20 protein-coding genes and 2 pseudogenes are annotated in these 25,229 nt (G+C 62.3%); 17 read left to right on the top strand and 5 right to left on the bottom strand.

The window, feature by feature from the left end; all coding sequences use genetic code 11:
• Positions 1-193: 193 nt before the first annotated feature.
• The 3 genes from PspR76_RS11230 to PspR76_RS11220 form a co-directional block, all read right to left on the bottom strand.
• Complete coding sequence (locus PspR76_RS11230; RefSeq protein WP_159955235.1) at positions 194-2,599, bottom strand: TonB-dependent siderophore receptor; 2,406 nt, start codon at positions 2,597-2,599, stop codon at positions 194-196.
• Between the two features lie 97 nt (positions 2,600-2,696).
• Complete coding sequence (locus tag PspR76_RS11225; RefSeq protein WP_159955234.1) at positions 2,697-3,650, bottom strand: FecR family protein; 954 nt, start codon at positions 3,648-3,650, stop codon at positions 2,697-2,699.
• 26 nt (positions 3,651-3,676) lie between these two features.
• Positions 3,677-4,177 (bottom strand): sigma-70 family RNA polymerase sigma factor, encoded by a 501-nt coding sequence (locus PspR76_RS11220; protein ID WP_159955233.1) that lies wholly within the window; start codon positions 4,175-4,177, stop codon positions 3,677-3,679.
• Between the two features lie 161 nt (positions 4,178-4,338).
• On the opposite strand from PspR76_RS11220, the gene PspR76_RS11215 reads away from it, so the two are divergent.
• The 6 genes and pseudogenes from PspR76_RS11215 to PspR76_RS11190 all read left to right on the top strand — a co-directional run bounded on the left by PspR76_RS11215 (position 4,339) and on the right by PspR76_RS11190 (position 9,367).
• Complete coding sequence (locus PspR76_RS11215) at positions 4,339-5,139, top strand: glucose 1-dehydrogenase (protein ID WP_159955232.1); 801 nt, start codon at positions 4,339-4,341, stop codon at positions 5,137-5,139.
• A pseudogene (locus PspR76_RS11210) lies at positions 5,132-6,956 on the top strand (glycoside hydrolase family 15 protein). The gene PspR76_RS11215 and the pseudogene PspR76_RS11210 overlap by 8 nt, the downstream one beginning before the upstream one ends.
• Positions 6,957-7,171: 215 nt before the next feature.
• Positions 7,172-7,651 (top strand): cysteine hydrolase family protein, encoded by a 480-nt coding sequence (locus tag PspR76_RS11205; protein WP_159955231.1) that lies wholly within the window; start codon positions 7,172-7,174, stop codon positions 7,649-7,651.
• On the top strand, positions 7,648-8,178 hold the full coding sequence (locus PspR76_RS11200; protein WP_159955230.1) for a GNAT family N-acetyltransferase: 531 nt from the start codon (positions 7,648-7,650) through the stop codon (positions 8,176-8,178). Before PspR76_RS11205 ends, PspR76_RS11200 begins: the two co-directional genes overlap by 4 nt.
• 134 nt (positions 8,179-8,312) lie before the next feature.
• Positions 8,313-8,462, top strand: a pseudogene (locus PspR76_RS11195) (BRCT domain-containing protein); the annotation flags it as partial.
• Positions 8,462-9,367, top strand: a complete 906-nt coding sequence (locus tag PspR76_RS11190; RefSeq protein ID WP_159955229.1) for an alpha/beta fold hydrolase — start codon at positions 8,462-8,464, stop codon at positions 9,365-9,367. The pseudogene PspR76_RS11195 and the gene PspR76_RS11190, both read left to right, overlap by 1 nt.
• 61 nt (positions 9,368-9,428) lie before the next feature.
• Here PspR76_RS11190 and PspR76_RS11185 read toward each other — a convergent pair whose 3' ends face one another.
• Positions 9,429-10,397 carry a GlxA family transcriptional regulator gene (locus PspR76_RS11185; RefSeq protein ID WP_159955228.1) on the bottom strand — a complete coding sequence of 323 codons (969 nt, stop codon included), beginning with the start codon at positions 10,395-10,397 and terminating at the stop codon, positions 9,429-9,431.
• A 90-nt stretch (positions 10,398-10,487) separates the two neighbouring features.
• Between PspR76_RS11185 and inhA the strand changes: the two genes are divergently transcribed.
• Positions 10,488-11,168 carry an isonitrile hydratase gene (gene inhA / locus PspR76_RS11180; RefSeq protein WP_159955227.1) on the top strand — a complete coding sequence of 227 codons (681 nt, stop codon included), beginning with the start codon at positions 10,488-10,490 and terminating at the stop codon, positions 11,166-11,168.
• Positions 11,169-11,205: 37 nt separating this feature from the next.
• Here inhA and PspR76_RS11175 read toward each other — a convergent pair whose 3' ends face one another.
• Positions 11,206-11,835: a LysE family translocator gene (locus PspR76_RS11175; protein ID WP_159955226.1), complete on the bottom strand. Its 630-nt coding sequence runs from the start codon at positions 11,833-11,835 to the stop codon at positions 11,206-11,208.
• 507 nt (positions 11,836-12,342) lie between these two features.
• Here PspR76_RS11175 and PspR76_RS11170 point away from each other — a divergent pair.
• The 10 genes from PspR76_RS11170 to PspR76_RS11125 are packed head-to-tail and all read left to right on the top strand — an operon-like array spanning position 12,343 to position 25,228.
• Positions 12,343-13,782, top strand: coding sequence for an undecaprenyl-phosphate glucose phosphotransferase (locus PspR76_RS11170; RefSeq protein ID WP_159955225.1), 1,440 nt, complete (start codon positions 12,343-12,345; stop codon positions 13,780-13,782).
• On the top strand, positions 13,782-15,245 hold the full coding sequence (locus tag PspR76_RS11165) for a mannose-1-phosphate guanylyltransferase/mannose-6-phosphate isomerase (protein ID WP_159955224.1): 1,464 nt from the start codon (positions 13,782-13,784) through the stop codon (positions 15,243-15,245). The genes PspR76_RS11170 and PspR76_RS11165 overlap by 1 nt, the downstream gene beginning before the upstream one ends.
• 1 nt (position 15,246) lies before the next feature.
• Complete coding sequence (locus PspR76_RS11160) at positions 15,247-16,158, top strand: glycosyltransferase family 2 protein (RefSeq protein WP_159955223.1); 912 nt, start codon at positions 15,247-15,249, stop codon at positions 16,156-16,158.
• Positions 16,159-16,187: 29 nt separating this feature from the next.
• On the top strand, positions 16,188-16,964 hold the full coding sequence (locus tag PspR76_RS11155) for a polysaccharide biosynthesis/export family protein (protein WP_159955222.1): 777 nt from the start codon (positions 16,188-16,190) through the stop codon (positions 16,962-16,964).
• Positions 16,965-16,978: 14 nt separating this feature from the next.
• Entirely contained in the window at positions 16,979-18,970 is a 1,992-nt protein-coding gene (locus PspR76_RS11150) for a GumC family protein (RefSeq protein WP_159955221.1), read from the top strand.
• Entirely contained in the window at positions 18,970-20,160 is a 1,191-nt protein-coding gene (locus tag PspR76_RS11145; protein WP_159955220.1) for a glycosyltransferase, read from the top strand. Before PspR76_RS11150 ends, PspR76_RS11145 begins: the two co-directional genes overlap by 1 nt.
• Positions 20,150-21,478: a GH39 family glycosyl hydrolase gene (locus PspR76_RS11140; protein WP_159955219.1), complete on the top strand. Its 1,329-nt coding sequence runs from the start codon at positions 20,150-20,152 to the stop codon at positions 21,476-21,478. Before PspR76_RS11145 ends, PspR76_RS11140 begins: the two co-directional genes overlap by 11 nt.
• A gap of 8 nt (positions 21,479-21,486) precedes the next feature.
• Positions 21,487-22,704, top strand: a complete 1,218-nt coding sequence (locus tag PspR76_RS11135) for a glycosyltransferase family 4 protein (RefSeq protein WP_159955218.1) — start codon at positions 21,487-21,489, stop codon at positions 22,702-22,704.
• Positions 22,695-23,798, top strand: a complete 1,104-nt coding sequence (locus tag PspR76_RS11130) for a glycosyltransferase family 4 protein (protein WP_159955217.1) — start codon at positions 22,695-22,697, stop codon at positions 23,796-23,798. Before PspR76_RS11135 ends, PspR76_RS11130 begins: the two co-directional genes overlap by 10 nt.
• A complete protein-coding gene (locus tag PspR76_RS11125; protein ID WP_159955216.1) occupies positions 23,795-25,228 on the top strand; it encodes an O-antigen ligase family protein in 1,434 nt (477 codons plus the stop codon). Before PspR76_RS11130 ends, PspR76_RS11125 begins: the two co-directional genes overlap by 4 nt.
• Position 25,229 lies beyond the last annotated feature (1 nt).

Genomic DNA, 25,229 nt, shown 5'->3' with positions numbered 1-25,229 from the left:
GTGCCTCCAGGGCAAGGGGTGCGATTATCAACCTGTCGCTCCACGCTGACATCGAAGTCGACCAGGTCTGCCCCTGTGTGGCGTTTCCGTCGGAATAGGTTCCTGATCAAGCAGAAAGTAGCTTGAAGGTGTGTAGGAAACAGGCAAAAAAAATCGCAGCCCTTGGGCTGCGATTGTTCGTATCAACGACCGGTCAGAACCCGACGCTCGCCTGTACGAAGAACGTACGGGGCTCACCCAGGTACAACCCGGCATTGTTGTCGCTGGAGCGCGTGTAGTGCTGCTGGTCGAAGACGTTTTTCACTCCCACGCCCAACTTCAGGTTCGACAGTTGCGCACCGAAGTCATAGCCGCTGCGCACGTTGACCGAGACATAACCGGGGATATCGCCGTACTGGCCGTCGGCAGAGCCTTGGGTGATGTAGGTGGTGCCAGTGCCTGGCGCACGTTGGCCGGATTGGGCATAGACGTCCAGGTTATGGGTCCAGTGGTTGATGTCGTAACGCAGGCCCGCCGTCGCCACCTCACGGGAGTACAGCGGCAGGTCGCGGCCCTTGAACGGCACATCGCCTTCTGAGGTGGCCTTGGTGTAGGTGAAACCGGCACTGGCGGTCAGGCCGTCCAGGCGTGGGTCGAGGTTCGACAGATCATAATGAGCCGAGGTTTCGATGCCCTGGTGCTTGGTCGCGCCCAGGTTGGTCCAGCCCACATCGTTACTCACATATTGCAACTCATCCGAGAAGTCGATGTAGAACACCGTCACTTCGCCGCCCCAGACGCTGTCGTTGTAGCGCGTACCGATCTCGTAGGTCTTGGCTTTTTCCGGGTTCAGGCCATTGGCCGTCTGATTGACCCGGCCGCCCTGCCCGATCTGCGCATACTGCAGGCTGCCGAACGAGGTCTCGTAGTTGGCGAACAGCTTCCAGGCGTCGGAAATGTGGTACATCACGCTCAACGCCGGCAACGGCTCGTTGCTTTGGATCTTGCGGTTCTTTTCCACGGTGCGTACGCCATTCAAGGCGACCACCGGGCGATCATGCCAATGGGTTTCGATATTTTCGTAGCGAATACCCGGCGTGACGGTCCATTTGCCGATATCGATTTTGTTATCGATATAGTAAGCATTGGCCACGGTGCCGCCGGTGCGGTCCTGGTAGACGTGCCCGTCATTCTGCCCGCCCGGCGTCGGCACGTTGTTGACCAGGTTCAGGCTGCTGGCCTGCTCATGCATGCCTTCCTTGAGGTAGCGATAACCGAGGCTGACTTCCTGGGTGCTGGGGCCCACATCGAACACATGGGACACCCGCGGTTCGATGCCAAAGGTATAATAGGTGCGCGGGTAGGAGACGAGGGTCTTCAGGTCGCGGTTGGCGATGTTGCTGCCCCGGAAGCTGTCGGTGTAATAGGTCAGCACTTCCGCCTGGGTACGGTCATCGATCTGGCGGATGTACTTGAACGACACGTCCTTGCGGCGGCCACTGAAGTTGTCGTAGTCGCGTATCGATTGGTACGGGTTGGCGTCGAATTGCTTCTGCGTCAAACCGCCGGGCATGTCGGCGCTGGCGTCGTAGTAGTGGAAATTAAGGGTGAAATCGTCTTGATCGGTCGGCGCCCAGTGAGTCTTGAGGATCACGTCGTCGATGTCGTTGGAATTGTTGCTTTCGCGGTAGCCGTTGCCGTTCACGCCGGTATAGAGCAACGCGACGCCAATGCCGTTGTCGGCGGTGCCGCCTATAAAGGCGTTGTCGACGTGTTTCCAGCCACCGTGTTCAGCCGTCTGCAAGGTCGTGCCGACTTCACCGGAGAATTTCTCCGGAATGGCGCGGGTCACGAAGTTGATCACGCCGCCAACGTTCTGTGGCCCATAACGCACGGAACCGGCGCCACGCACCACGTCGATGCTGTCCAGGTTGCCGGCGGAAATCGGTGCCATCGACAGTTGGGGCTGGCCATACGGGGCGAACGCCGCCGGTACGCCGTCGATCAGCACCGTGGAGCGTGGCGACAGACGCGATGTCAGGCCGCGCACGCCCACGTTGAGGGAAATATCACTGCCACCGGTGCCGTTGGACTCCTGCACCTGCACGCCAGGGACACGGCGCAGCACGTCGCCGACGTTCATCGCGCCCTGCTCCACCATGGCTTCACGACGCACCACCGTGCGTGCACCGGGGTGGTTTTGCACCACGGCGGCGTTCGCATCGCCCAACCAGTCGCCGACCACTTTGACGTCGGTAACGCCCAGCTCCAGCGGCGAGCCGGCCTCCCCAGTGCCACTGCTCAGCGGGCGCAGGGTGACCGAGCCCGCATCGATCTGATAATCCAGGCCGCTGCCTTGCAACAGCTGGCGTAGGGCTTGTTCGGGCGACAGGTTGCCGTCGACGGCGGGCGCTTGTTTGCCTGCGACCATGTCCGGGCTGAAAAACACTTGCAGCGACGTCTGCTGGCCCAATTGGCTCAGTGCCGCGCCCAACGGCTGGGCGCGGATATGGATACCGTCGTCAGCATAGGCAGCAGGCACAGCGGCACTGACAGCAAGCGCCAGGGCCAAGGGTGCCCAGCGGGAAATTTTATTGTTGGAGACGGTAAGTTTTTTCACGTCGAGCCTAATCCTGTGATCGCAAGAGTGTGCGGCTGTTAATGCAAACTAGTTGCAGTTGCAGGAGAAGACGAAGAACTCGAAAAAAACCTGAATCTCAGCGCGAAATAATTTCCTGGCTGCCGTCCGGCAAGGTGCGCAAGGCCACCGGCAGGATATGCGGCAAGGCTTTGAGCAAGGCATCGGTGTCGGTGGATTTGAACACGCTGGTCACGCGCAGGTTGCTCACCGCAGCGGTACTGACCCGCAACGGTTGCTCGCGGTAGCGCGACACTTCCCGCGCCACTTCACCAAGGCTGGCGTTGTTGAACACCAGCTTGCCGCTGCGCCAGGCCGTCAATTCATCCGTGTTCACCGCGTATGCGGCAGCGACGTGCCCCAGGGCATCGACTTGCGTACCCCGGCCCGCTGTCAGCGTGACGATCTGATCGGACGCGCGCCCCTGCACCTTGACCGTGCCAGCTTCGACTACCACGCGGGTCTGGTCATCATCGCGACGCACGTCAAAGCGCGTGCCAGTGACCGTCACCTGCCCTGCCCCGGCGGCGACGACAAATGGCCGACTGGTGTCGTGCTCGACGCTGAACATCGCTTCGCCCTGTTTGATTTCTACGCCACGCCGGCCCTTTTCATAGTGCACCGCGACCACGCTGCGGCTGTTCAGGTCCATCACCGAACCGTCGGGCAAGGCCACCTGGCGATGCTCACCCAGGCGCGTGCTGAACTCGGCGCTGTAGGGTTTTGGGTGTTCAAGCCCGCTGAACAAACCCAGCCCCAAGGCGACCATCACCACACTGGCGGCGACGGCGTAACGCACAATGGCCCGGCGTTTGGGGCGCTCGACCGGCGCATCGCACAAGGCTTGCAATCGGGCCTTGGGCAGCAGATCAGTGGCACTCCACAAACCTTGCAACACGTCGAATTCATATTGGTGCTCAGGCCGTTCTGCCCGCCACGCGTCGAAGCGCTGGCGCTCTTCGATGCTCAACTCGGCGTCTTGCAGGCGTACAAACCAATGCGCGGCTTCGTCGCGAGCACGGCTATCCATCATGGAAGATCCTGTTTCATCAAAGCGGGTCATGGGGCCATCGCATCCAGGCGGTCACGCAGATGCCGCAAGGTGCGGATCATATACTTTTCCACCATGTTTTTAGACAGGCCCAGGCGCACGGCGATTTCCTGCTGGGTCAGCCCCTCGATCTTCTGCCAGATAAATATCTTGCGACAGTTAAGCGGCAGCTCGGCCAACGCCCGCTCGATGGAGTCCGCCAACTGGATCGCGTGCATGAAATGCTCCGGGTCGCCACTGTGGGGCGCACTGTGATCAAAGGCGTCCAGCCCCAGCGCCTCGCGCCGGTCTTCACGGCGGTAGGCATCCACGGCGATGTTTCGCGCTGTTTGATGCAGATAGGCGCGCGGTTGCGCAACCTCGCTCGAACGCGACTCAAGCACCCGCACGAAGGTGTCGTGGGCCAGGTCTTCAGCTTGCTGACGGTTTCTCAGGCGGCGGGTCCAGGTGCCGATCAACTCTTCGTAATGCTCGAAAAAGCCTGTTCTGCGGGGCGGCTGAGGGATCATCGCGTGAGCACTGGGGAGGCGGGGCGTGAATAGTAATGCTTCCTATTAAGCGGGGCAATCACCCGCCGTTCAAAGCCATCGTCGCATTTGAGACAACCGGTGAACTTCCGCCACGCGCCGCCAGTCAGCTGAAAGGACTCTCATAAAACGGTGGGTGGGCGATGCAGATTTCGTTGCAGCAACAAGTGGCCCTGGTCACGGGCGCCAGTTCCGGCATTGGTGCAGGCGCCGCCAAGGCACTGGCCGAAGCCGGTGCGGCGGTGGTGCTCAATTACAACTCCCAGGCGGCGCCGGCCGAAGCCCTCGCCGCGCAGATCAACGCCAACGGCGGTCGGGCGATTGCTATCGGCGGCGATGTGTCCAGGGAAGCCGACGTAGAACGCCTGTTCGCCCAAACCCTCGACGCCTTCGGCCACCTCGACATTCTGGTGGCCAATTCCGGCCTGCAAAAAGACGCCAACCTGGTCGACATGACCCTCGACGACTGGAACACCGTGATCGGCGTCAACCTCACCGGCCAATTCCTGTGTGCGCGTGCCGCCGTGCGGATTTTCAATCGCCAGGGCGTGCGCGAGGGCGTGTCGCGCGCCGCCGGCAAAATCATCCACATGAGCTCGGTGCATCAGATCATTCCGTGGGCCGGGCATGTGAACTACGCGGCCTCCAAGGGCGGCGTCGAGATGCTGATGCGCACCCTCGCCCAGGAAGTCAGCGAGCAACGCATCCGCATCAACGGCATTGCGCCGGGGGCGATTCGCACGGCGATCAACCGTGCAGCCACCGAAGGCGCCGCCGAAAAAGAGCTGTTGAAGTTGATTCCCTACGGCCGGGTCGGCGACGTCGAAGACGTAGCCAATGCGGTGGTATGGCTGGCCAGCGACGCGTCGGATTACGTGGTCGGCAGCACCCTGTTTATTGATGGCGGCATGAGCCTTTATCCGGAGTTTCGTGGCAATGGTTGATTTCAAGAATGAACCCCAAAGCGCCATCGATGCCCACGGCATTATTGGCGATATGCGCAGCGGCTCTGGTGAATGACCGCGGCAGCATCGACTTTTTCTGCTGGCCGGAATTCGACAGCCCGTCGATCTTCTGCTCGCTGCTCGACACGCCCGACGCCGGCGTTTTCCAACTGACGCCCGAGCTGAAAAACGCCCGTCGCGAGCAAATCTACCTGCCCGACACCAACGTGCTGCAAACCCGCTGGCTGAGCGATGAGGCCGTGGTGGAAATCACCGACCTGCTGGTCATCAGTGAAGAAATCGACGACCTGCCGCTGCTGATTCGCCGCGTGCGTGTGGTCAGCGGCAGCGCGAAAATCCACCTGCGCTGCGCCGTGCGCCACGACTATGCGCGCACTCCGACCCAAGCCAGCCTTGATGACGGCATCGTCTACTTCGCCGCCGACAGCCTGCCCGGCATGCGCCTGGCCAGCAGCCACGCGCTGCAGATCGAAGACAACGCCGCCGTGGCCAGCTTCACCCTCGCCCAGGAAGAAGGCGCGGAGTTCGTGCTCGGCGGCCAGGACGACCCGCGCGTCAACAACGGCTGCACTGACCTGGCATTGGCGCACACCTTGAAGTTCTGGCGCGGCTGGATCGCGCAATCGAATTACCGTGGGCGCTGGCGCGAAATGGTCAACCGCTCGGCCCTGGCGTTGAAGCTGCTGACCTCGCGCAAACACGGCGCAATTATCGCCGCCGCGACCTTCGGCCTGCCGGAAACCCCCGGCGGCGAGCGCAACTGGGACTACCGCTACACCTGGATCCGCGACGCCTCGTTCACCGTCTACGCGTTCATGCGCCTGGGCTTTATCGAAGAAGCCAATGCCTACATGCGCTGGCTCAAAGGCCGCGTCAGCGACTGCTGCGGTCAACCGACCAAAATCAATATCCTCTATGGCATCGACGGCCGTCAGGAGCTGCCGGAAACCACGCTGGACCACTTCAGCGGCCACGGCGGCGCCAAGCCGGTGCGCATCGGCAATGAAGCGTTTGATCAGATCCAGCTGGATATCTACGGCGAGCTGATGGACGCGGTGTACCTGGTCAACAAGTACGGCGAAGCGATTTCCCACGAAGGCTGGAAACACACCGTGGAAGTGGCGGATCAGGTTTGCGAAATCTGGAACACCAAGGACGTGGGCATCTGGGAAATGCGCGGGGAACAACATCACTTCCTGCATTCACGGCTGATGTGCTGGGTGGCGCTGGACCGCGCAATCCGCCTGGCCTCCAAGCGCTCGCTGCCCGCCCCGTTTGCCCGCTGGGACCAGACCCGCCAGGCGATCTATGCGGATATCTGGAGCAACTTCTGGAATGAAGAGCGTGGGCATTTTGTGCAGCATATCGGCAGCACCGCACTGGACGGCTCGATGCTGCTGATGCCGCTGGTGCGCTTCGTCGCGGCCACCGACCCGCGCTGGCTGTCGACCCTTGAAGCCATCCAGAAAAGCCTGGTACGCGACGGCATGGTCTACCGCTACCGCAACGACGACAGCCAGATCGACGGCCTGCAAGGCACCGAAGGCGCGTTTGCCGCCTGTTCGTTCTGGTACGTCGAATGCCTGGCCCGCGCCGGCCAAGTGGAGAAAGCCCACCTGGAATTCGAACAGCTGCTGCGCTACGCCAACCCGCTGGGGCTGTACGCCGAAGAGTTCGACAACCAGGCGCATCACTTGGGCAACACGCCCCAGGCGTTGAGCCATTTGGCCCTGATCAGCGCAGCGACCTTCCTGGACCGCAAGCTCAGCGGGGAAAAGACCACCTGGCAACCTTGAGCAGTCCGGAAAACACAGCGCTTCCTGCTACACAGAAATCCAAATGTGGGAGCGGGCTTGCTCGCGAAGAGGGAGTATCAGTCAATACATGCAGAGACTGACACACCGCCTTCGCGAGCAAGTCGAATCGTCGCACCGCCGCTCCCACAATTTGACCAAGTTCAGCTCCCACCATAAGGTCGTCTGTCAGCCTCCAAGCCTTCAACAGGAACCCCATGCGCCAAGTACTGCTGATCATCGACGTGCAACCCAGCTTCAGTCCACCCGCATGGCTGGTCGACGGCATCAACACCCTGCTCGGGCGCCTGCCATCAGTAGCCACCGTGGAACGCCACGACGAAAGCGTAACCCCCTTCGCCCGCCAACTGGGCTGGCAACCTGCGCCGGATGACAACAGCCTGATTGCCGCCGAGCGCATCTTTATCAAGCACGGCTACGCCCCCACGCCCGAGACCGTCGCCTACCTGAAAAGCCTGGCGCCGGACCGTGTGCTGGTGTGTGGCATTCAAACCGACACGTGCGTCCTGGCGGCCGGGTTCGCGTTGTTTGATGCAGGATTGCAGCCGACGCTGATCAGCGATTTGACCGTGGGTTCGTCGCTACACCGGTCGGGAAAGTTGGGCGTAGACCTGTGGCGGCATCACTTCGGCAAAGTCGTAGATCGTGCCCAAGTGATCGCGACGACCGCCCCATGACCACATTCCCAACACTTGCCACCCAGCGCCTGCGCCTGCGCGAATTACGCGCAACCGACGCCCCGGCGTTGTTTGCCATCCACAGCGACACCGCCAACATGCGCTGGTTTGGCGCCGACCCGATGACCGACCTGGCCCAGGCCCACGCCTTGATCAACACCTTCGCCCAATGGCGCACGCAGCCCAACCCAGGCACACGCTGGGGGATTGAACAGGATGGCCAACTGATCGGCAGTTGCGGCCTGTTCAAATGGAATCGCGGCTGGAACAGTTGCGCCCTGTCCTGTGAACTGGCACCCGCAGCCCGTGGCCAAGGCTTAATGAGCGAAGCCTTGCGGGCGATGCTCGATTGGGGCTTTGCGCACATGCAATTGCATCGGGTTGAAGCCATGGTCCACCCACACAACACAGCATCACTGGCGTTGTTGGAGCGTTTGGGCTTTAACACTGAAGGTATATTGCGCGAGGCCGGGTTCTGGAATGGCCAGCGGCATGATCTTGTGGTGTTGGGGCTGTTGGCGGAGTGAAAATCTGGATATTGACCCGGCAGAGCAAGTTATTAAAACCTGTTCGCGCACTCACAGGGTGGTGACGTTCACGCCCGATAAAACGAAGTACATCAATCAGACAACGGAAGCGGAAGATTAAGGAGCAAGGACGCATGGTCGACCTGCATCAAGCATTCGAACGAAGCCTCTACTTCCATAAGGCTCGTATTGACCGACGCTCAGCTGATGCGTTGGTTGGCATCACTGCCGGTTTGACCGCAGATGGAAAAATCAACCCACTGGAAGCCGAGTTTCTCAAGTCATGACTACTCTCGCCACGCTGCTTTACATCCGTACGCCCATGTTGGAAATCGCCTACGAAGCCCACGGCCCGGAAGGCGGCGCCCCGGTTATCCTGCTGCACGGGTTCCCCTACGACCCACGCGGCTACGATGCCATCGCGCCGGCGCTGGCCGCGCGTGGGTGCCGGGTGCTGGTGCCGTATCTGCGGGGGTATGGCCCGACGCGGTTTATCAATGATCAGGTGATGCGTTCCGGCCAACAGGCGGCGTTGGCCCAGGACCTGCTGGATTTCATGGATGCCTTGTCCATCCAGCAAGCGACCCTGGCAGGTTATGACTGGGGTGGCCGCGCCGCGTGCATCGTCGCGGCGCTGTGGCCGCAGCGGGTGCGCGGGTTGGTGACCGGGGACGGTTACAACATCCAGGACATTGCCAAGTCGCTCAAGCCTCGCGCGCCTGAAACGGAGCATCGGTTGTGGTATCAGTTTTACTTCCACACCCAGCGCGGGGTCGACGGGCTGACGGCCAACCGCCGCGAGCTCTGCGAGTTGTTGTGGAAACTCTGGTCACCGACCTGGGCTGAAGGGCCACACCTGTACGGCAACACCGCGCCTTCGTTTGATAACCCGGATTTTGTCGAGGTGGTGATTCACTCCTATCGCCACCGCTTCATGTACGCGCCGGGCGACCCGGCATTGGAAGGCATCGAACAGGCTTTAGCCGCGCAGCCGCCGATTTCAGTGCCGACTATTTCGCTGTGTGGCGCCGATGATGGCGTGGGCCCGGCGCCAGCGGTGGATGACGATGTGGAAAACTTCAGCGGCTATTACCGCCGCGACGTCTTGCCCGGCGTGGGTCACAACATCCCCCAGGAAGCACCGCAGGCGACGCTCGCGGCGATCTGCGAACTACTCGATCGCGCCTGACGCAGCGGGCAGCGCTGATTCGAAAACTGAAGCACCGTGATACAACTGTGTACGTTTTCGTTCAAACCGCGTCGCAGAAGCGCTCGCGGTAGGCCTGGGGCGTGACCTGCAAAGCGCGCAGGAAACTGCGCCGCAGGGTTTCCTCGCAACCAAAACCGCATTGCAAGGCGATGCGTTTGATCGACGCCGTGCTGTCGGCCAGTTGCCGGCGCGCAGTTTCCACGCGAATCAGCTCAACCGCCCGCGCGGGGGTCTGGCCGGTTTCGGCGCGGTAGTGACGCACAAAACTGCGCTCGCTCATGCCGGCCTGGGCGGCCAAGGTGGGAATGTTCAGGTCGAGGGTGAGGTTTTCCACCATCCAGGCGTGCAAGTCGGCGAAGCGGCTGTCGCCTTTTTGCAGGGCCAGCGCCGCGCTGAATTGTGACTGGCCGCCCGGGCGCTTGAGGAACACCACCAAGTGCCGCGCGGCTTCCAGGGCCACCGCGCGGCCCAGGTCTTCTTCCACCAGGGCCAGACACAAGTCGATGCCGGCCGTGACGCCGGCGGACGTCCACACCGCGCCTTGCTGGATGAAAATCGGGTTGGACTCGACGGTCAGCGCGGGGAATTTGCGCGCCAACTCCTCGCAGCGCGTCCAGTGCGTGGCCACGCGGCAGCCGTCGAGCAAACCACTGGCGGCGAGCAGGAAAGCGCCGGTGCACACCGAGGTCATGCGCCGGGTGTGCTGGGCTTTTTGCTTGACCCAATCGACCAACTCAAGGTCCTCGGCGGCGCCGTACACGCCCCACCCGCCGGCAATGACCAGCGTGTCGCACGGCGCGTCAGCCGCAGGCAGCGGCTCGGCCACCAGCGCCAGGCCGGCGGAGGTCATGACCGGCTCGGTCTGCGCGGCGATTACTGACACCGCGTAAGGCAATGGCAAACCGCGCTGGCGCGCCAGGTCGTTAGTGGTGGCGAACACCTGCAACGGCCCGGTCACATCAAGCACCTGAGCGTTAGGGAAAGTGAGTACGTGAATGATCCGAGGCATAGTTGGCGTAATGTGTGGGTTCAATGGCGTATTCGCCAAAGCCTAGGCCTTTAGAGTGAAGCCGTCTACCCCGTTATCGGAGCTTCATTCATGACCTTGCAGATCGGCTTTCTGTTGTTCCCCGGCATTCAGCAACTGGACCTCACCGGGCCGTATGACGTATTGGGTTCTCTGCCCGACGTGAAGCTGCACCTGGTGTGGAAAGATCTGGCGCCGGTCACCTCCAGTACCGGCATGGTGTTTACCCCGACCATGACCTATGCCGACTGCCCGCGCCTGGACGTGATTTGCGTGCCCGGTGGCTCCGGCGTTGGCGCCTTGATGGAAGACCCGCACACCCTGGACTTCCTCAAGGCCCAGGCCCAGACCGCGCGCTACGTGACGTCGGTGTGCACCGGCTCGCTGGTACTCGGTGCTGCGGGTTTACTGCGTGGCCGCAAGGCCACCACCCACTGGGCTTACCACGACCTGCTCGCCCCGCTGGGCGCGATCCCGGTGCAGGCGCGTGTGGTGCGTGACGGCAATCTGTTGACCGGTGGCGGGATCACTGCCGGCATCGACTTTGCGCTGACCCTGGCCGCCGAGTTGTACAGCGAGGCTGCTGCGCAATTGGTGCAGTTGCAGATCGAATACGCACCGGCACCGCCGTTCGATTCGGGCAGCCCGGAGACCGCGCCCAAGCACGTGTTGGAAGAAGCCAGAAAGCGCACAGCGGAATCGCGTCGGGTGCGTGGCGAGATCGTAGCGCGGGCGGCGGCTCGGTTGGGCTGAGAGCTTATTAGTGCCGAGCCCACTCCCCACCACTGCATCACGCTGGCCGCGACATCAACGCCAGCCGCGCCGCCAATAGCATCAACACGCTCGCCAGGCCCCATTTCTGCAGCCTGGCGCTGCGGGCATTTGCGGCAAATACCCGGCTGAGCGCACCGCCAAAAATCCCCAGCAGCGCGTGAAATACCCCGGCAATCAGGGTCAGCACACCGCCCAACACCAGCAGTTGCACCGCGATGCTCCCGGCCTCGGGCCGGACGAACTGCGGCAAAAACACCAGGAAAAACAGCAGCGCCTTGGGGTTGAGCAGGCTGTTGAGCAGCGCCTGCACAAACACCCGGCTCAGGCGCACGCGCTTGACCCGGGCAGTGTCCAGGCGCGCACTGTTCTGCAAGGTTTTAACCACCAGCCACAACAGGTAGACGACTCCGGCGTAGCGAATCACATCAAACGACGGCGGCCAACTGGCAACCAGCGCCGTCACCCCGGTGGCAGTCAACAGGGTGAGCAGTACATCGGCCACGCAGATGCCAAGGCTTGAGGCCACACCACCGCGCCAGCCATCACTCATGCCATGGCTGATCACAAACGCCATGTTCGGCCCCGGCGATAGCAGCAACAGCAAGACAGCACCCGAGAACATCAGCAACGTTGTGAAATCGATCATGCCCAAGCCGCCCGCCGAATAAGAGCCGACAGATTAAATGGCCGTCAAAAAACTCACAAAAAATTGTGCTGGATACATTTTCATCTGCCCTTTGAAAATAACGTCGTCCGCCCTTAACGCCCTACTTTCCGGCACTTAGCGTGCTCTTACTGTCCCCTTTTCCTACCACCTTTCAAAAAGGTTTCCGCAACTGGCAGGAAAATTCTCACATTTGTTTCTACACTCAAAAACACACCCAATCACCGCGTGTCCAGACAAGGAAAGTCAATAAAATGCCACGAAAAAGATTGATTAACGTGTCTAGCACGCCACCTCCGCTCCACGGTCAATTAATTGACAAAGCAACTCAAAGGAACACTCCTTAAGTCACTGCCCCCGCAAACGCCTTCATTTGGATAGTTCCAACTGATGGGACAGTTGCGTTTTACCCAGAGTAGCCGTCGTTCATCTTGCCCACTACTTAAGCAGGCAGAACAGTAAGTCTGGAGTGCAATGAGGGATGTTTTTATGCGAGAAAAGTCGTCAGTCGACAGCCTGTTTCTGACCCGCGCCGGTTTTGTTGAATTCTTTGTAGTTTTCGTCAAGTTGATCCATGGCCTGACTGCCATTTTGCCGCCCCTGGTGCTGGTGTTGTTCCTCGACCCACTGGCCCCTGAGCTGCGCTCCCACTTTCTCGGCCTGCTGCTGTTTTTCGCGGTCCTGACCATTATTCTGTTCCAGGCCTTGGGCATCTATTCCGAAGAGCTGTTCAGCAACCGCCTGCGCCTGCGCGCCAAGATAGTTGCCTGGTCGGCGGCGTTCTGCATTTTGCTGTTCATGTACCAGATCCTGCAGTTTTTCCCGCAATTGACCCCGCGCAATCTGGTGGCCTGGTACTTCGCCAGTCTCGGCCTGTTCTGCCTTGAGCGCCTGGTGATGCTGCGCCTGTACCGCAACCTGATGCGCAAGGGCAAATACCTGCAACGCACGGTGATCCTGGGCTTCACCGACACCGCCGTGCATGTCGCCGACCACCTGCAACGCAATGGTGATATCCGCTCCGGCCTGATCGGTTTTATCGACGACCGCACCGAGCGCATACCCAAGGAACTGAGCAACCTGCCCTTGCTGGGCAATACCCGTGACCTGGAAAAGCTGATTCGCGCCGAGCAGGTCAACCAAGTCATGATCTGCCTGCCGTGGGCGGCCGAGCAACGCATCCACGGGCTGGTCAACCGCCTGCGCCAGATGTCGGTGAACGTGATGCTGGTACCGGACATGGCCGCCCTGCGCTACGGTCACAGCCGCATCACAGACGTGGGCGGCATCCTGATGTTCAACACCTCGCAGTTGCCGCTGCGTGGGTGGTCGCCGGTGATCAAGCGCTGTGAGGATGTCCTGTTGGCCAGCCTGGCGCTGGTGGCGCTGTCCCCGGTGATGCTGGTGACGGCGATTGCGATCAAGCTCGACTCCAAAGGCCCGGTGCTGTTTCGCCAGAACCGTTATGGCTACAACGACAACGAAATCCGCGTGTTCAAGTTCCGCTCGATGTTCACCGATCAGAGCGACTTCACCGCCGAGCAACAAACCACCCGCAAAGACCCACGCATCACGCGCGTGGGCCGCATCATCCGCAAAACCAGCATCGACGAGTTGCCGCAGCTGTTCAACGTGCTGCTGGGCAACATGTCGATGGTCGGCCCGCGCCCTCATGCCACGGCGACCAAGGCGGCGGGCGTTCCGTTTGAAGTGGCGGTGAGCGAATACAGCTCGCGGCATCGGGTCAAGCCGGGCATCACCGGCTGGGCGCAGATCAACGGCTACCGTGGCGAGACCGACACCCTGTTCAAGATCCAGAAGCGCGTCGAGTACGACCTGGAATACATCTCGAAGTGGTCGGTGTGGTTTGACCTGTACATCGTCTTCATGACGGTCCCGGCCGTCCTCTCCACTAAGGAGGTCTATTGATGAATACCCTCAACGGATTGATTCCCTGCATCATTTCCGGCGGCTCGGGCACACGGCTGTGGCCGGTGTCGCGGCAGAACATGCCCAAGCCCTTCATGCGCATGCGTGACGGCCAGAGCCTTCTGCAAAAGACCTTCGAGCGCGCCGCGCGCCTGCCGGGCGTGGAAAGCGTGCTCACGGTGACCAACCGCGACCTGCTGTTTCGCACCCTGGATGACTACCGCGTGGTCAACAAGGCGCACCTGCCGCTGGACCTGCTGCTGGAACCGTTCGGGCGCAACACGGCGGCGGCCATCGCTGTCGCGGCGTTGCATGTGCAGGAACATTTCGGCGATCAGGCGCAACTGCTGGTGTTGCCTGCCGACCACTTGATCAGCGACGAAACCGCGTTCGCCGCCGCCGTCACCCAAGCCCGCGAGCTGGCTGAAGCCGGCTACCTGGTGACCTTCGGCATCCAGCCCGACCACCCGGAAACCGGCTTCGGCTATATCGAAAAAGGCGAAGCGCTGGGTACCGGCAACCGGGTCAAACGCTTTGTCGAGAAACCCGACCTGGCCACCGCACAAGGCTATCTGGACGGCGGTAAACACCTGTGGAACGCCGGCATGTTCTGCTTCAAGGCCAGCACCCTGGTCGACGAACTCGCCGCCCACGCCCCCGATGTATTGGCCGCCGCAAAAGCCGCCTTGGAGCACAGCCAGGCCCTGCAGAATAAAACCTCACGCCAGCGCGAATTGAGCGCCGAAGGCTTCGGTGCCGCGCCGGATATTTCCATCGACGTGGCGTTGATGGAGAAATCCAAGCAAGTCGCCGTGGTGCCCTGCGACATCGGCTGGAGCGACATCGGTTCCTGGGAAGCGCTGCGCCAGCTCACGCCCAGCGACGCGCAGGGCAACCAGGTGAATGGCGAAGCGATTTTGCATGACGTGCACAACTGCTACATCGACTCGCCCAAGCGCGTGCTCGGCGCCGTCGGCGTGCGTGACCTGATCATCGTCGACACCCCCGACGCCCTGCTGATCGCCGACGCCCACCGCAGCCAGGATGTGCGTTACATCGTCGCCGAACTCAAGCGCCAGGATCACCCGGCATTCAGCCTGCACCGCACCGTTACCCGGCCATGGGGCACCTATACGGTGCTGGAGGAAAGCAGCCGCTTCAAGATCAAGCGCATCGTGGTCAAGCCCCAGGCCTCGCTGTCGTTGCAGATGCACCACCATCGCAGCGAGCACTGGGTGGTGGTCAGCGGCGCGGCGCAGATCACCAATGGCGATCGCGAATTCCTGATCAACGCCAACGAGTCCACCTACATCCCGGCCGGGCACAAACACCGCCTGACCAACCCCGGCATCATCGACCTGGTGATGATCGAGGTGCAGAGCGGCGAGTACCTGGGCGAAGACGACATCGTGCGCTTTGACGACATCTACGGGCGTGCGCCCGCCGCAGAAGTGAAAAAGTGATATGCGTACCTCGTTGATCATCCCGACCCGCAACGCGTCCAGCCACCTGGCGCGGTTGCTGCCCGCACTGAGCATGCAGACCGTGCAACCGGACGAGATGCTGGTGGTCGACAGCGCCTCCAGCGACGACACCGTGGCGCGCTTTCGCGACTTCGGTGCGCGGGTCGAGGTGATTGACGCGCGCGATTTCAACCACGGCGGCACGCGGCGCTGGGCCAGTGAGCAAGTCAGCGGCGACGCGCTGATAGTAATGACCCAGGACGCGATACCGGCCGACCCCGAGACCTTCGCCAACCTGCTCGGCGAGTTGCAGCAAGACCCGCTCAACGGCGTGGCCTACGGCCGCCAACTGCCGCACCCCGGCGCCGGCGTGTTGGGCGCGCAATCGCGGCATTTCAATTACCCCGAACACAGCCGCAGCAAAAGCCTGGCCGATGCGCCGGAGCTGGGGATCAAGACCTGCTTCAGCTCGGACTCGTTCAGCGTGTACCGACGCAGCGCTTTGCAGGCGGTCGGTGGTTTCCCCGCCGATGTGATCGGCAGCGAAGACGCCTACGTCGCGGCGCGCCTGCTGCTCGACGGCTACAAGGTGCGCTACGCCGCGTCGGCGCGGGTGTACCACTCCCACGATTACCGACTCATGGATGAGTTTCACCGCTACTTCGACATTGGCGTGTTCTACGGTCGCGAGCCGTGGATTCGCCAGGCCTTTGGCGATGCCGGCGGTGAAGGTAAACGCTATGTACTGGCTGAGCTTGCGGCATTGCGCGCAGCCGGTGCATTGCACCGCGTACCCGAAGTACTGGTGCGCAGCGCGTTCAAGTTGCTTGGCTATCGGCTGGGCCATCTGGAACGCCGGCTCCCCATCGCCCTCAAGCGGCGCATCAGCATGTTCCCCGGTTATTGGAGGTGAGCAGCATGACCAACAGGAAGTCCCCCCGTATGAAAAAAACCGTGCTCATCCTGGCCATGATGGCCTTGGCCGCCTGCAATACGCCGGCTCGCATCGTGCCCCCGGACGACCAGACCGTGGAGGACGGCAAACGCGCCCTCGACCAGCTTGCACAGCTGCCGCCGGCAGTGGAACGCATCCGCATCGGCGACCAGTTGCGTATCGTGCGCGATGCCGGGGAGATGCCGACGCTGTCGGCGTTCAACGTCAGCACCATCTACGAGCTGACGCTGTACACGGTGCAGACCGACGGCAAAATCAACTACCCGTTCCTGGGGCCCATTCAGGTCGCCGGGCGCCAGCCATCGGAACTGGCCGCTGAGCTGAGCAACAAGCTCGCGCCGGTGTACCGCGAGCCTCGGGTGACGGTGAACATCAACCAGGCGCCGGGTAACTCGGTGATCGTCGGCGGCGCGGTGAATAACCCGACGGCGGTGCAGCTGGGCACGGCCAACACCCTGGAACAAGCGATTGTCGGCGCCGGCGGGGTGAACCCGTCGGGCAATGCCAGCATGGTCGCGCTGCTGCGCGAAGATGCCCAGGGCGCCTACCACGCCTACTTCCTGGACTTCAGCCAATACCTCAAGCCCGGCCCGAATGGGCGTAAACCGGTGCACCTGCAACGCGGTGACGTGGTGTTCGTGCCCAAATCCAACGTCGGCGAACGCATCCAAGGGGTGGATACCTACTTGAACCAACTGATCCCGTTCACCAAATCCATTGGGGTTGGCTACAACTACACCAAAACCAGCGGCGGCAATAACTAAAGGAGCGACATCCCATGATCGAGATCCGTTCTTTTCGTGATCTTCTGCGCCTGTTTTTCATCTTCCGGCACGAGTTCAAACTGGCGGCCATCGCGGCGCTGGTGATCATTCTGCTGGGCGCGTTTTTGCTGCCGGCCAAGTACGAATCCACCGCACGCCTGCTGGTCAAGCCAGGGCGCGACTCGACCTTGCCCATTGAAATCAGCAACCGTCAGGCACTGGTGATGCCCAGCACCCAGCGCGACCCGATTGTCGATGAGGAACGCTTGCTCACCGGTCGCCCGATTGTGCGCACGGTGGCCGAGCATTACCTGGAAGTGATCGAAAACGCGCCGCCGCCGGAAGGCTTCTGGAAGCGCACCAAGCACTACATCAAGGCCGGCATAGGCGCGGTGTTCGACGGCATTCGCGTGGTGCTGGAAACCGTTGGCATCGTCGAAAAAACCACGCCGGTGGAGCGTCTCGCCGCCAGCCTGGAGAAGAGCTTCGAGGTCAGCCACGCCGCGGGCTCCACAGTGATGGACATTAGCTTCAAGTGGGGCGACCCGGAGATTGCCCAGGCGGTGGTCAAGGATTGGGTCGAGACCTACATCGCCGAACGCACCCAGGCCTTGGGGCGCAAGAGCCTGTACGCTTTCTACGAAGGCCAGGTCAACACCAGCGCCAACGAGATCAAGAGCTACAAGCAGCAGATCCTCACGCACCTGAATGAGATTGGTGCAGCGAGCATTACCGATCGCCTGGAGGACTTGTCCGAGCGCATCAACGTGCTGCGCGGCGAAACGTTCAATACCACCCGTTTGATCGCCTCCTCCGACAGCGCCATCGACAGCACGCGCACCCAGCTCAAGAGCCAGCCCAAGGAAGTGACCACGGTTCGCCAGATTGCGCTGAACCCGCAGCAGCAGGATTTGCGTCGCCTGCTCAACCAGAAGCTGCTGGAAAAAGCCGACATGATGCGCACCTACACGGACAACGCGCCGCCGGTCAAAGCCCTGGACGCGTCGATTCGGGCGATGCAAGCCCAGGTGGCGAATGAGAGCAATACCGTGCAAGCCTCGGAAAACCGTGCGCCGAACACCCTGGAAATCCACTTGCAGCGTGTGCTGCTGGATGAATCGAGCAACAACCAGGCGCTGCGTACCCAGCTGGTGCAGCAGCAGAAACAGCTGGTCAACCTCGAAGCGCAGCGCAAGCAAGCCTTGGAGATTGAACCGGAGTTGGCACGCCTTTCCCGCGAGCTGAGTGCCACCGAGCGCAACTACGCGTTGTATGTCGACAACCTGGAAAAATCGCGCATCGACCGCGAGCTGGATAACAGCCAGATCAGCAACATCGCCGTGATCGAAGAAGCCACCCTGAACCCAGGCCGCATCTTCCCGAAAACCCTGGTGATGCTGGTGTTGGCGATCCCGTTTGCAATCGTCGTCGGCTTGCTGGTGATCTACCTGTGCTACCTGCTCGACCAGCGTATTCACGACGGTGGCCTGGTGGAGCGCAAGTTCGGCCTGCCGCTGTGGACCACCTTGCCGGAGCTGGACACCAGCACCGCGCAAAGTACCAACGCGTTCAATGCGAGCATCTACCGGCTGTACAGCTTGCTGCAGCCCAAGCGGATTGCCGAGCAGGGCCTGACCCTCGGGCTGACCTCGGCGCGCCACGGCGAAGGCGTGACCTTTGTGGTGGAGCAACTGCGCCAGTTGCTGCAGGAGAACGGCATCAATGTGCGCGTGGGCGGAGTGGCCATCGCCGAACCTGGCGAAGTGGTGCTGCTGGACGCCTCGGCGCTGCTGGATAACCGTGATGCGTTCATCACCCTGCGCCGCGCGGACCTGATCGGCCTGGTGGTGGAAGCGCAGAAAAGCACGGTGCCGGTGGTGGAACACGCGCTGTCGATCCTCAACACCGCGTTCGGCAAAGTGGACGGCATCATCATCAACCGGCGCAAATTCGAAGTGCCGGCCAAGGTGCTCAGGACCATCGCCAAGTACCGGGGGGCGTTCTGATGCGCATCGCCCTGCTCGCCCCATTGCCACCGGAAAAAAATGGCATCGCCGACTACGCGAACCATTTCAAGACGGCCTTGGAGCAGCTGGGCGTGACGGTGGCGACACCGTTGAGTGGCGTGGACGGCAGCACCGAAGCGATCAGGCAGGCAATCGCCCGATTCGACTGGCAGCGCGTGGACCTGGTCCACGCCGAGCTGGGTGGCGGGCGGCTGGGGGAATTCCTGGCGCTGCGCGAGTTGCGCACCGCGCACCCCACGCTGCCGTTGACGGCCACCGTGCATGACCCGGAACGCATCGTCTGGCGCCGCGAGTACCTGCCCTTTCCGCTGAACCTGCTGGAACGCTTGCCCAGCCCGCTGCCCCAGGCGGCGGTGGTGTTGGCCGACCCACTGACCTTGCGTGAAGAACGCCACGTCGCCCAGGGCCTGACGCGGCTGATCACCCTCACCCGCCTGGGTGCCGAGTGCCTCAGCCAGCGCATGCAATTGCCGGCCGGCAAAGTGGCGGTGATCAACCACGCCAACCTGGCCATTGCTCCGGCGCCGTTACCGGCGCTGGACACGTTGCACCTGCTGTATTTCGGGTTTATCTACCGCGGCAAAGGCATTGAAGACCTGTTACAGGCCCTGGCCGACGTCTTCAAACAAGCCCCCGAATTGCGTGACCGCGTGCGCCTGACCCTGGCCGGTGGCACGGCTGCCGAAATGGCCTTTGGCGCGGGCGGCAATTATCTGGAGCAGTTGAACACTCAAATCGCCGAACTCGGCCTGGCGGGCGTGATCGACTGGCGGCTGAACCTGCCGGCCAGCGAGATTGCCCAGACGATCCAGGCACACCATGTGATGGTGCTGCCGTACCGCGAATCGAAAAAACTTGGCCTGCTGGGACGCCAGCGTGGCACCAGCGGCGCGCTGTCCTGGGCCGCTGCATGCGGGCGCGGCGCGATCACTTCGGATGCGCGTGCGTTTGCCGAAGAGGTCGCCAGCGGCAATGGCGCGATCTATCCGCAAGGCGATGTGGCGGCCTTGAGCGCACAACTGCTGCGCCTGGCACGCACCCCGCTGTTGGCCCGGGATTGGGCCGAGCGCGCCGGGGAAATTGGCCGTGAACGTCTGTGGCCGTTGACCGCGCAAAAGTTCAAGCAGCTCTTTGAACAGGCGATTGCAGGAGCTTCCTATGGCGCGTAAACGGACATACCTCGCCACGCTTGCGGTGGTGGCTGCGCTCGGCCTGACGGCTTTCATGTGGGGGCGCCAGGCCGACGCCGAGAGCCATGTGCTCAAGGGCAACAAGGTGGTGGTGTGGAAGGATTTCCTCGGTGTGAACGCGCAGTTCCTGTGGTTCAGCCCCAGCCTGTATCAACTGCAGATCAACCGCCTCAAGGCCCTGGGCCTGGAATGGGTGCGCCTGGATTTGCATTGGGATCAGCTGGAGCCTGCGCAGAACCAGTACCAGATCGCCACACTCGATCAGTTGGTCGGCAACCTGCAAACCAACCAGCTCAAATCAGTGTTCTACCTGGTCGGCTCGGCGCCTTTCGCGACCACGGCACCGGCCGGTGCGCCGTATCAGGACCAATACCCGCCCAAGGACCCGAACGTGTTCGCCAACCGCATGGCGCTGTTGTCGCAACGCTACCCCAGCGTCAACGCCTGGCAGGTGTGGAACGAACCTAACCTGCTCGGCTTCTGGCGCCCGGTGGCCGACCCGGCCGGCTATGCCAACCTGCTGACCGCCACCGCCGGCGCACTGCGCGCGGTGGACCCGAACAAACCGGTGGTGGCGGCCGGCATGGCCTTTTTCAGCGAAATGCCGAATGGCCAGACCATGTTCGACGCCCTGGGCGCCCTCGGTGTGGCCAGCCTGAACACCACCATTTCCTACCACCCTTACACCCAACTGCCCGAGGGCAACGACCCTTCCAACCTGGACTTTATTGCCAAGACCACCGCCCTCAACCAGGCCCTGCGCAGCGGCGGCGTGCAAACGCTGTGGAGCACCGAGTGGGGCTGGTCAACCTACCCGGGGCCAAAAGACGCCCAGGACCTCATCACCCTGCAGGGCCAGGCCGATTACGTGGTGCGCCGCGTGGCCCTGATGAGCGCGATGGATTACGACAAAATCTTCCTGTTCACCTTGAGCGACCTCGACCAGCGCGCCAGCATGCGTGACCAGTTCTACGGCTTGCTCGACATCGACGCCAACCCCAAGCCGGTCTACACCGCGCTGAAAAATTTCCTCGACGTCAGTGGGCCGCAACTCACCCCCGGCGACCCGCCCAGCGCCGACCAATTGCCGGACGGCCTGTTCAGCATCGGCTGGACCCGTGCCGACGGTCACAAATTGTGGTTCTTCTGGTCGGCCGAAGGCGGCAACGCGCATTTGCCGGGCCTGACCAGCGCCACCCTGTACGACCCGCTGCGCGGTACACAAACCCCGGTCAGCGGCAGCGATGGGTTGACCGTGCCGGTCAAGTCGAACCTGCAAATTCTGTTATGGGATTGAAGCCCGCCATGCGCATTTTATGGATCCTGCCCTATTCGCCCTGGCCCGCCACCAGCGGCGGCAAGACGCGCCAGTTCCATCTGCTGCGCAGCCTGGCCGCGCGTGGGCATCGCATCACTTTGCTGCTGCACGACAAACACCCGGTGTCGCTGACCGATCGCCAGGTGCTGGAAGCCTTTCTTGAGCAGTTGATCATCCTGCCGCGCCGCCCGCTGCGCAGCCTGAAAACCCTGGTGGCCGGGCTGTTTGCGCCCTACCCGCTGCTGGCAAGCGTCAACGGCCTGTCGGGCGCGCTGCAGGACACCTTCAATCAATTGCTCAAAGAACATTGGGACGTGGTGCAGATCGAACACAGCTACACGTTCCAGCCGTACGAAGATGCGCTGGCACGCAAATCCCAGCCGTTTGTGTTGACCGAACACAACGTTGAATCGGCGCTCGGTGCGGCCACCTACGATCGCCTGCCCCGCTGGGCGCTGCCGTTCATTCGCTACGATCAGTGGCGCTACACGCGCTGGGAACACCGCGTGATGCGCCAGGCGGCGCAGGTGGTGGCGGTCACCGACAGTGACGCGCAAGTGCTGGCCAAAATTGCCGGTAAACCGGTGCCGGTGGTGGTCAACGGCGTGGATTGCGATCACTTCGCCGCCGCCCATCCGGACCCGTCGACCCGCCGTGTGCTGTTCCTCGGCAACTATGAATACGCGCCCAACGTCGACGCCATCGAGTGGGCCCTGGATGAAATCCTGCCCAAAGTCTGGGAACGCTGCCCCGACGCACGCATGAGCGTGTGCGGCTTTGGCATGCCCGCCAGTTGGCGTGAACGCTGGCAAGACCCGCGCATCGAGTGGCAAGGTTTTGTGCCGAACCTGTTGAATCTGCAATCGAGCTGTTCGGTGTTCCTTGCGCCGTTGCGCCATGGCGGCGGCTCCAAGTTGAAAGTCCTTGAAGCACTGGCCGCCGGGCTGCCCCTGGCGAGTACCGAGCAAGGCGTATCCGGCCTGGACCTGGTGGAAGGCCTGGATTACCTCGGCGGGCAAAGCGCCGCCAGCCTGGCGGATGCCGTGGTGCGCCTGCTGCAATTTCCCGAAGCTGCCGCGCCCATGGGCGAAGCCGGTCGCGCGTACGTGCGCCGCGCCCATGACTGGAGTGTCGCCGCCAGCCAGCTGGAAAAGGTGTATGCGATGCTCGCGCCGCTCAATCAAAAGGAGCCCGCATGCGTGTAGGCCTGGATTACCGCACCGTCGGCACCTCGCCACAATCGGGGATCAGCCGCCAGGTGTACGCGCTGGAAAATGCCCTGCGCACCCTGCCGGATGTAGAGCTGACGCGCTTTACCGTGGCGCCCCTGGGTGACGAAACCCGCTTGCAGGCACAGTGCCCGGCCTGGGGCTGCGCAAAAACCGCGATGCACCAGCCGCAGAATCGCCTGCGTTTTGAAGCGGGCTTTTTGCCGCGTGCCTTGCGCGAACAGCACATCGACCTGTACATCAGCACCTTCAATATGGGCCTGCCCCTGCCGCCCAAACCCAAAGGCTTGCGCACCGTGGTGCTGTTGCACGACCTGTTCCAAATCACCCTGAACAACTACCACGCCAACCGTTTGAAAGCGTTGATCTACAAGACCAGTGATCGGCTGTCGATTGCGTATGCGGTGCACAGCGCCGACCGCGTGTGGACGCCTTCGCAGTACAGCGCCGATGAAACCGCGCGGTTGTTTCCCAAGGCGGCGGGCAAGATTCGGGTGCTGCCCAATCAGGTGGACGGGTTTATCGAATTGGCGGCGGACCTCAGCGCGCGCAACTTGCCCGCGCACTACTGGCTGCTGGTGGGCACCCGTGAATTGCGCAAGAACGTGCCATTTCTGGTGGACGCCTGGCAGCAGGCGCGCAGCCTGTCAGCCGCCGTGCCGGAGTTAGTGCTGGTGGGCAGCCTCGACCATTTGCCCGAGGCCCAGCGCAGCCTGCCGGGCATTCGCGCCTTGAGCGGCGTGTCGGATGCCGAATTGCACGCGCTGTACCGCCAGGCCGCGCGCCTGTGGCAGCCATCGTATGCCGAGGGCTTTGGTTTGCCGGTGATTGAAGCCTTGAGCGTCGGCACGCCGGTGGCGGTCGCCAGCGGCACCTCGCTGGATGAAATCACCCCGCCGTCGGCCCCGCGTTTTTCGCCCACCGACGGCCCGGCGCTGGTGCAATTGATGCTCGACCTGGTGGCTCGCCCTACCGAAGAGTCACCCGAACAACGCAAGCTATGGGCGCAGCGTTTCAACCATCAAGCCTATCGCCGCCGCCTGGCCGAACTGATCGAGGAATTGACATGAGATTCTCCCTGGCCAGCCTCGTCGCAATCCTCTTCGGCCTGTTGTTTGGTGCACTCGCCTTGCTGCTGTCACCGGCCAAGGCCTTCCTCGCGGTAATCGGCCTGGCGGCTGCGGTGACCATCCTGCGCTTCCCGCTTTGGGGCCTGCTGCTGTTTGCCGGGATCGCGACCTTCATGCCCTACTCCACCGTCAACCTGGGCATTCGCAGTACGGTGAGCGAAGCCATCCTCGCACTGACCTGGGGCGCCGTGCTGTGGCACAGCTTTCTGGCGCGCGTGGCCGACACCCCGCGCCTGGCACGCCGCCCCACCGACCAGATGCTGCTGTGGCTGATGCTGTTCAGCGTGTTCCCGTTTATTGTCGGCCAGGTCACCATCCACGCCGACACCAGCGGCGTGGCCAACTGGCTGCGCTGGTTGTTGAGCCTGTCGGCGGTGTTCCTGTGCGCCAAGTTGCTCACCGATTACAAGCACCGCGAAGCGCTGGTGATCGCCCTGCTGCTGGGCACGCTGGCGATGCTGGTGCTGTCGATTGCGGTGTTTGTGCGCACGCGTTCCGGGGCCGGCATTGCGCCGATCCTGGCGGTGTTCAATTACGGCAACTTCGACATGTTGAAATTCGGCCTGGAGGCGATGTCGTCGCGCATGGGCTCGCCGTGGATGCACCCGAATGCCATCGGCGGGATCATGGCGCTGCTGCTGCCGTTGGCGTTTTGCTACGGCATGACCGAGCAAGGCTGGAAGCGCGGGCTGGGCCTGGGCGTGGCGTGCCTCGGCGCCGCTGCGTTGTTGTTGGCCAGTAGCCGGGGGGCGATGGTCAGCCTGGCGCTGGTGCTGATCTGGATGGCCACGCGGCGCGTGCCCTACACCGGGCGGCTGTTGATGATCGGCGCGGCGTTGACGGTCGCGCTGGTGATGGCCTACCCACCGTTGCAGGACCGCCTGGCGACGATTTTTTCCTCGGACAACGCCAGTACCGAAGTGCGCTTCGACGAATACCGCATGTTCCCCCAGGCCGTGGCGGCGTACCCGTTCGGCATCGGCTTCAAGGTCGACCCGCCGGTGCCGGGCACCCATTTCCTGGGGATCTCCAACCTGTGGCTGAACTTCATCTACAAGACCGGCATCGTCGGCATGTTGCTGTTTGTGGCCGTCACCGTACGCTGGTGGCGTGAAGCACGCCCGGAAAAAGGCCCGATCCGCCTGACCAAGGACAACGCGCTGTGGCTGGGCACCACCGCCGGGATTCTCTCGGCCCTGGTGAGCGGGCTGTTTGACCACTACTTCAGCTTTGCCGTGGTGATGGTGGCGCTGTTCTGGCTGATGGTCGGCCTCAATGTGCTGGAGGCGCGGCGGCTGTTTCCGGCGCGCCTGCCGCAGGTCAAGGCGGTGGCTTTTCGCAAGCCGATGCTTGACGGCGCAAGGCCTTAAT

This window comes from Pseudomonas sp. R76, assembly GCF_009834565.1.
In the GTDB taxonomy this organism is placed as follows: domain Bacteria; phylum Pseudomonadota; class Gammaproteobacteria; order Pseudomonadales; family Pseudomonadaceae; genus Aquipseudomonas.
This window is presented reverse-complemented; position numbering and strand designations above follow the sequence as displayed.

Bases quoted from the DNA above. Each gene is read 5' to 3' on its own strand.
- PspR76_RS11185 (WP_159955228.1), bottom strand. From the start codon at position 10,397: ATGCCTCGGATCATTCACGTACTCACTTTCCCTAACGCTCAGGTGCTT.
- PspR76_RS11130 (WP_159955217.1), top strand. From the start codon at position 22,695: ATGCGTGTAGGCCTGGATTACCGCACCGTCGGCACCTCGCCACAATCG.
- PspR76_RS11205 (WP_159955231.1), top strand. From the start codon at position 7,172: ATGCGCCAAGTACTGCTGATCATCGACGTGCAACCCAGCTTCAGTCCA.
- PspR76_RS11165 (WP_159955224.1), top strand. From the start codon at position 13,782: ATGAATACCCTCAACGGATTGATTCCCTGCATCATTTCCGGCGGCTCG.
- PspR76_RS11125 (WP_159955216.1), top strand. From the start codon at position 23,795: ATGAGATTCTCCCTGGCCAGCCTCGTCGCAATCCTCTTCGGCCTGTTG.
- PspR76_RS11140 (WP_159955219.1), top strand. From the start codon at position 20,150: ATGGCGCGTAAACGGACATACCTCGCCACGCTTGCGGTGGTGGCTGCG.
- PspR76_RS11135 (WP_159955218.1), top strand. From the start codon at position 21,487: ATGCGCATTTTATGGATCCTGCCCTATTCGCCCTGGCCCGCCACCAGC.
- PspR76_RS11225 (WP_159955234.1), bottom strand. From the start codon at position 3,650: ATGATGGATAGCCGTGCTCGCGACGAAGCCGCGCATTGGTTTGTACGC.
- PspR76_RS11200 (WP_159955230.1), top strand. From the start codon at position 7,648: ATGACCACATTCCCAACACTTGCCACCCAGCGCCTGCGCCTGCGCGAA.
- PspR76_RS11215 (WP_159955232.1), top strand. From the start codon at position 4,339: ATGCAGATTTCGTTGCAGCAACAAGTGGCCCTGGTCACGGGCGCCAGT.
- inhA (WP_159955227.1), top strand. From the start codon at position 10,488: ATGACCTTGCAGATCGGCTTTCTGTTGTTCCCCGGCATTCAGCAACTG.
- PspR76_RS11170 (WP_159955225.1), top strand. From the start codon at position 12,343: ATGCGAGAAAAGTCGTCAGTCGACAGCCTGTTTCTGACCCGCGCCGGT.
- PspR76_RS11220 (WP_159955233.1), bottom strand. From the start codon at position 4,177: ATGATCCCTCAGCCGCCCCGCAGAACAGGCTTTTTCGAGCATTACGAA.
- PspR76_RS11190 (WP_159955229.1), top strand. From the start codon at position 8,462: ATGACTACTCTCGCCACGCTGCTTTACATCCGTACGCCCATGTTGGAA.
- PspR76_RS11175 (WP_159955226.1), bottom strand. From the start codon at position 11,835: ATGATCGATTTCACAACGTTGCTGATGTTCTCGGGTGCTGTCTTGCTG.
- PspR76_RS11155 (WP_159955222.1), top strand. From the start codon at position 16,188: ATGAAAAAAACCGTGCTCATCCTGGCCATGATGGCCTTGGCCGCCTGC.
- PspR76_RS11160 (WP_159955223.1), top strand. From the start codon at position 15,247: ATGCGTACCTCGTTGATCATCCCGACCCGCAACGCGTCCAGCCACCTG.
- PspR76_RS11145 (WP_159955220.1), top strand. From the start codon at position 18,970: ATGCGCATCGCCCTGCTCGCCCCATTGCCACCGGAAAAAAATGGCATC.
- PspR76_RS11150 (WP_159955221.1), top strand. From the start codon at position 16,979: ATGATCGAGATCCGTTCTTTTCGTGATCTTCTGCGCCTGTTTTTCATC.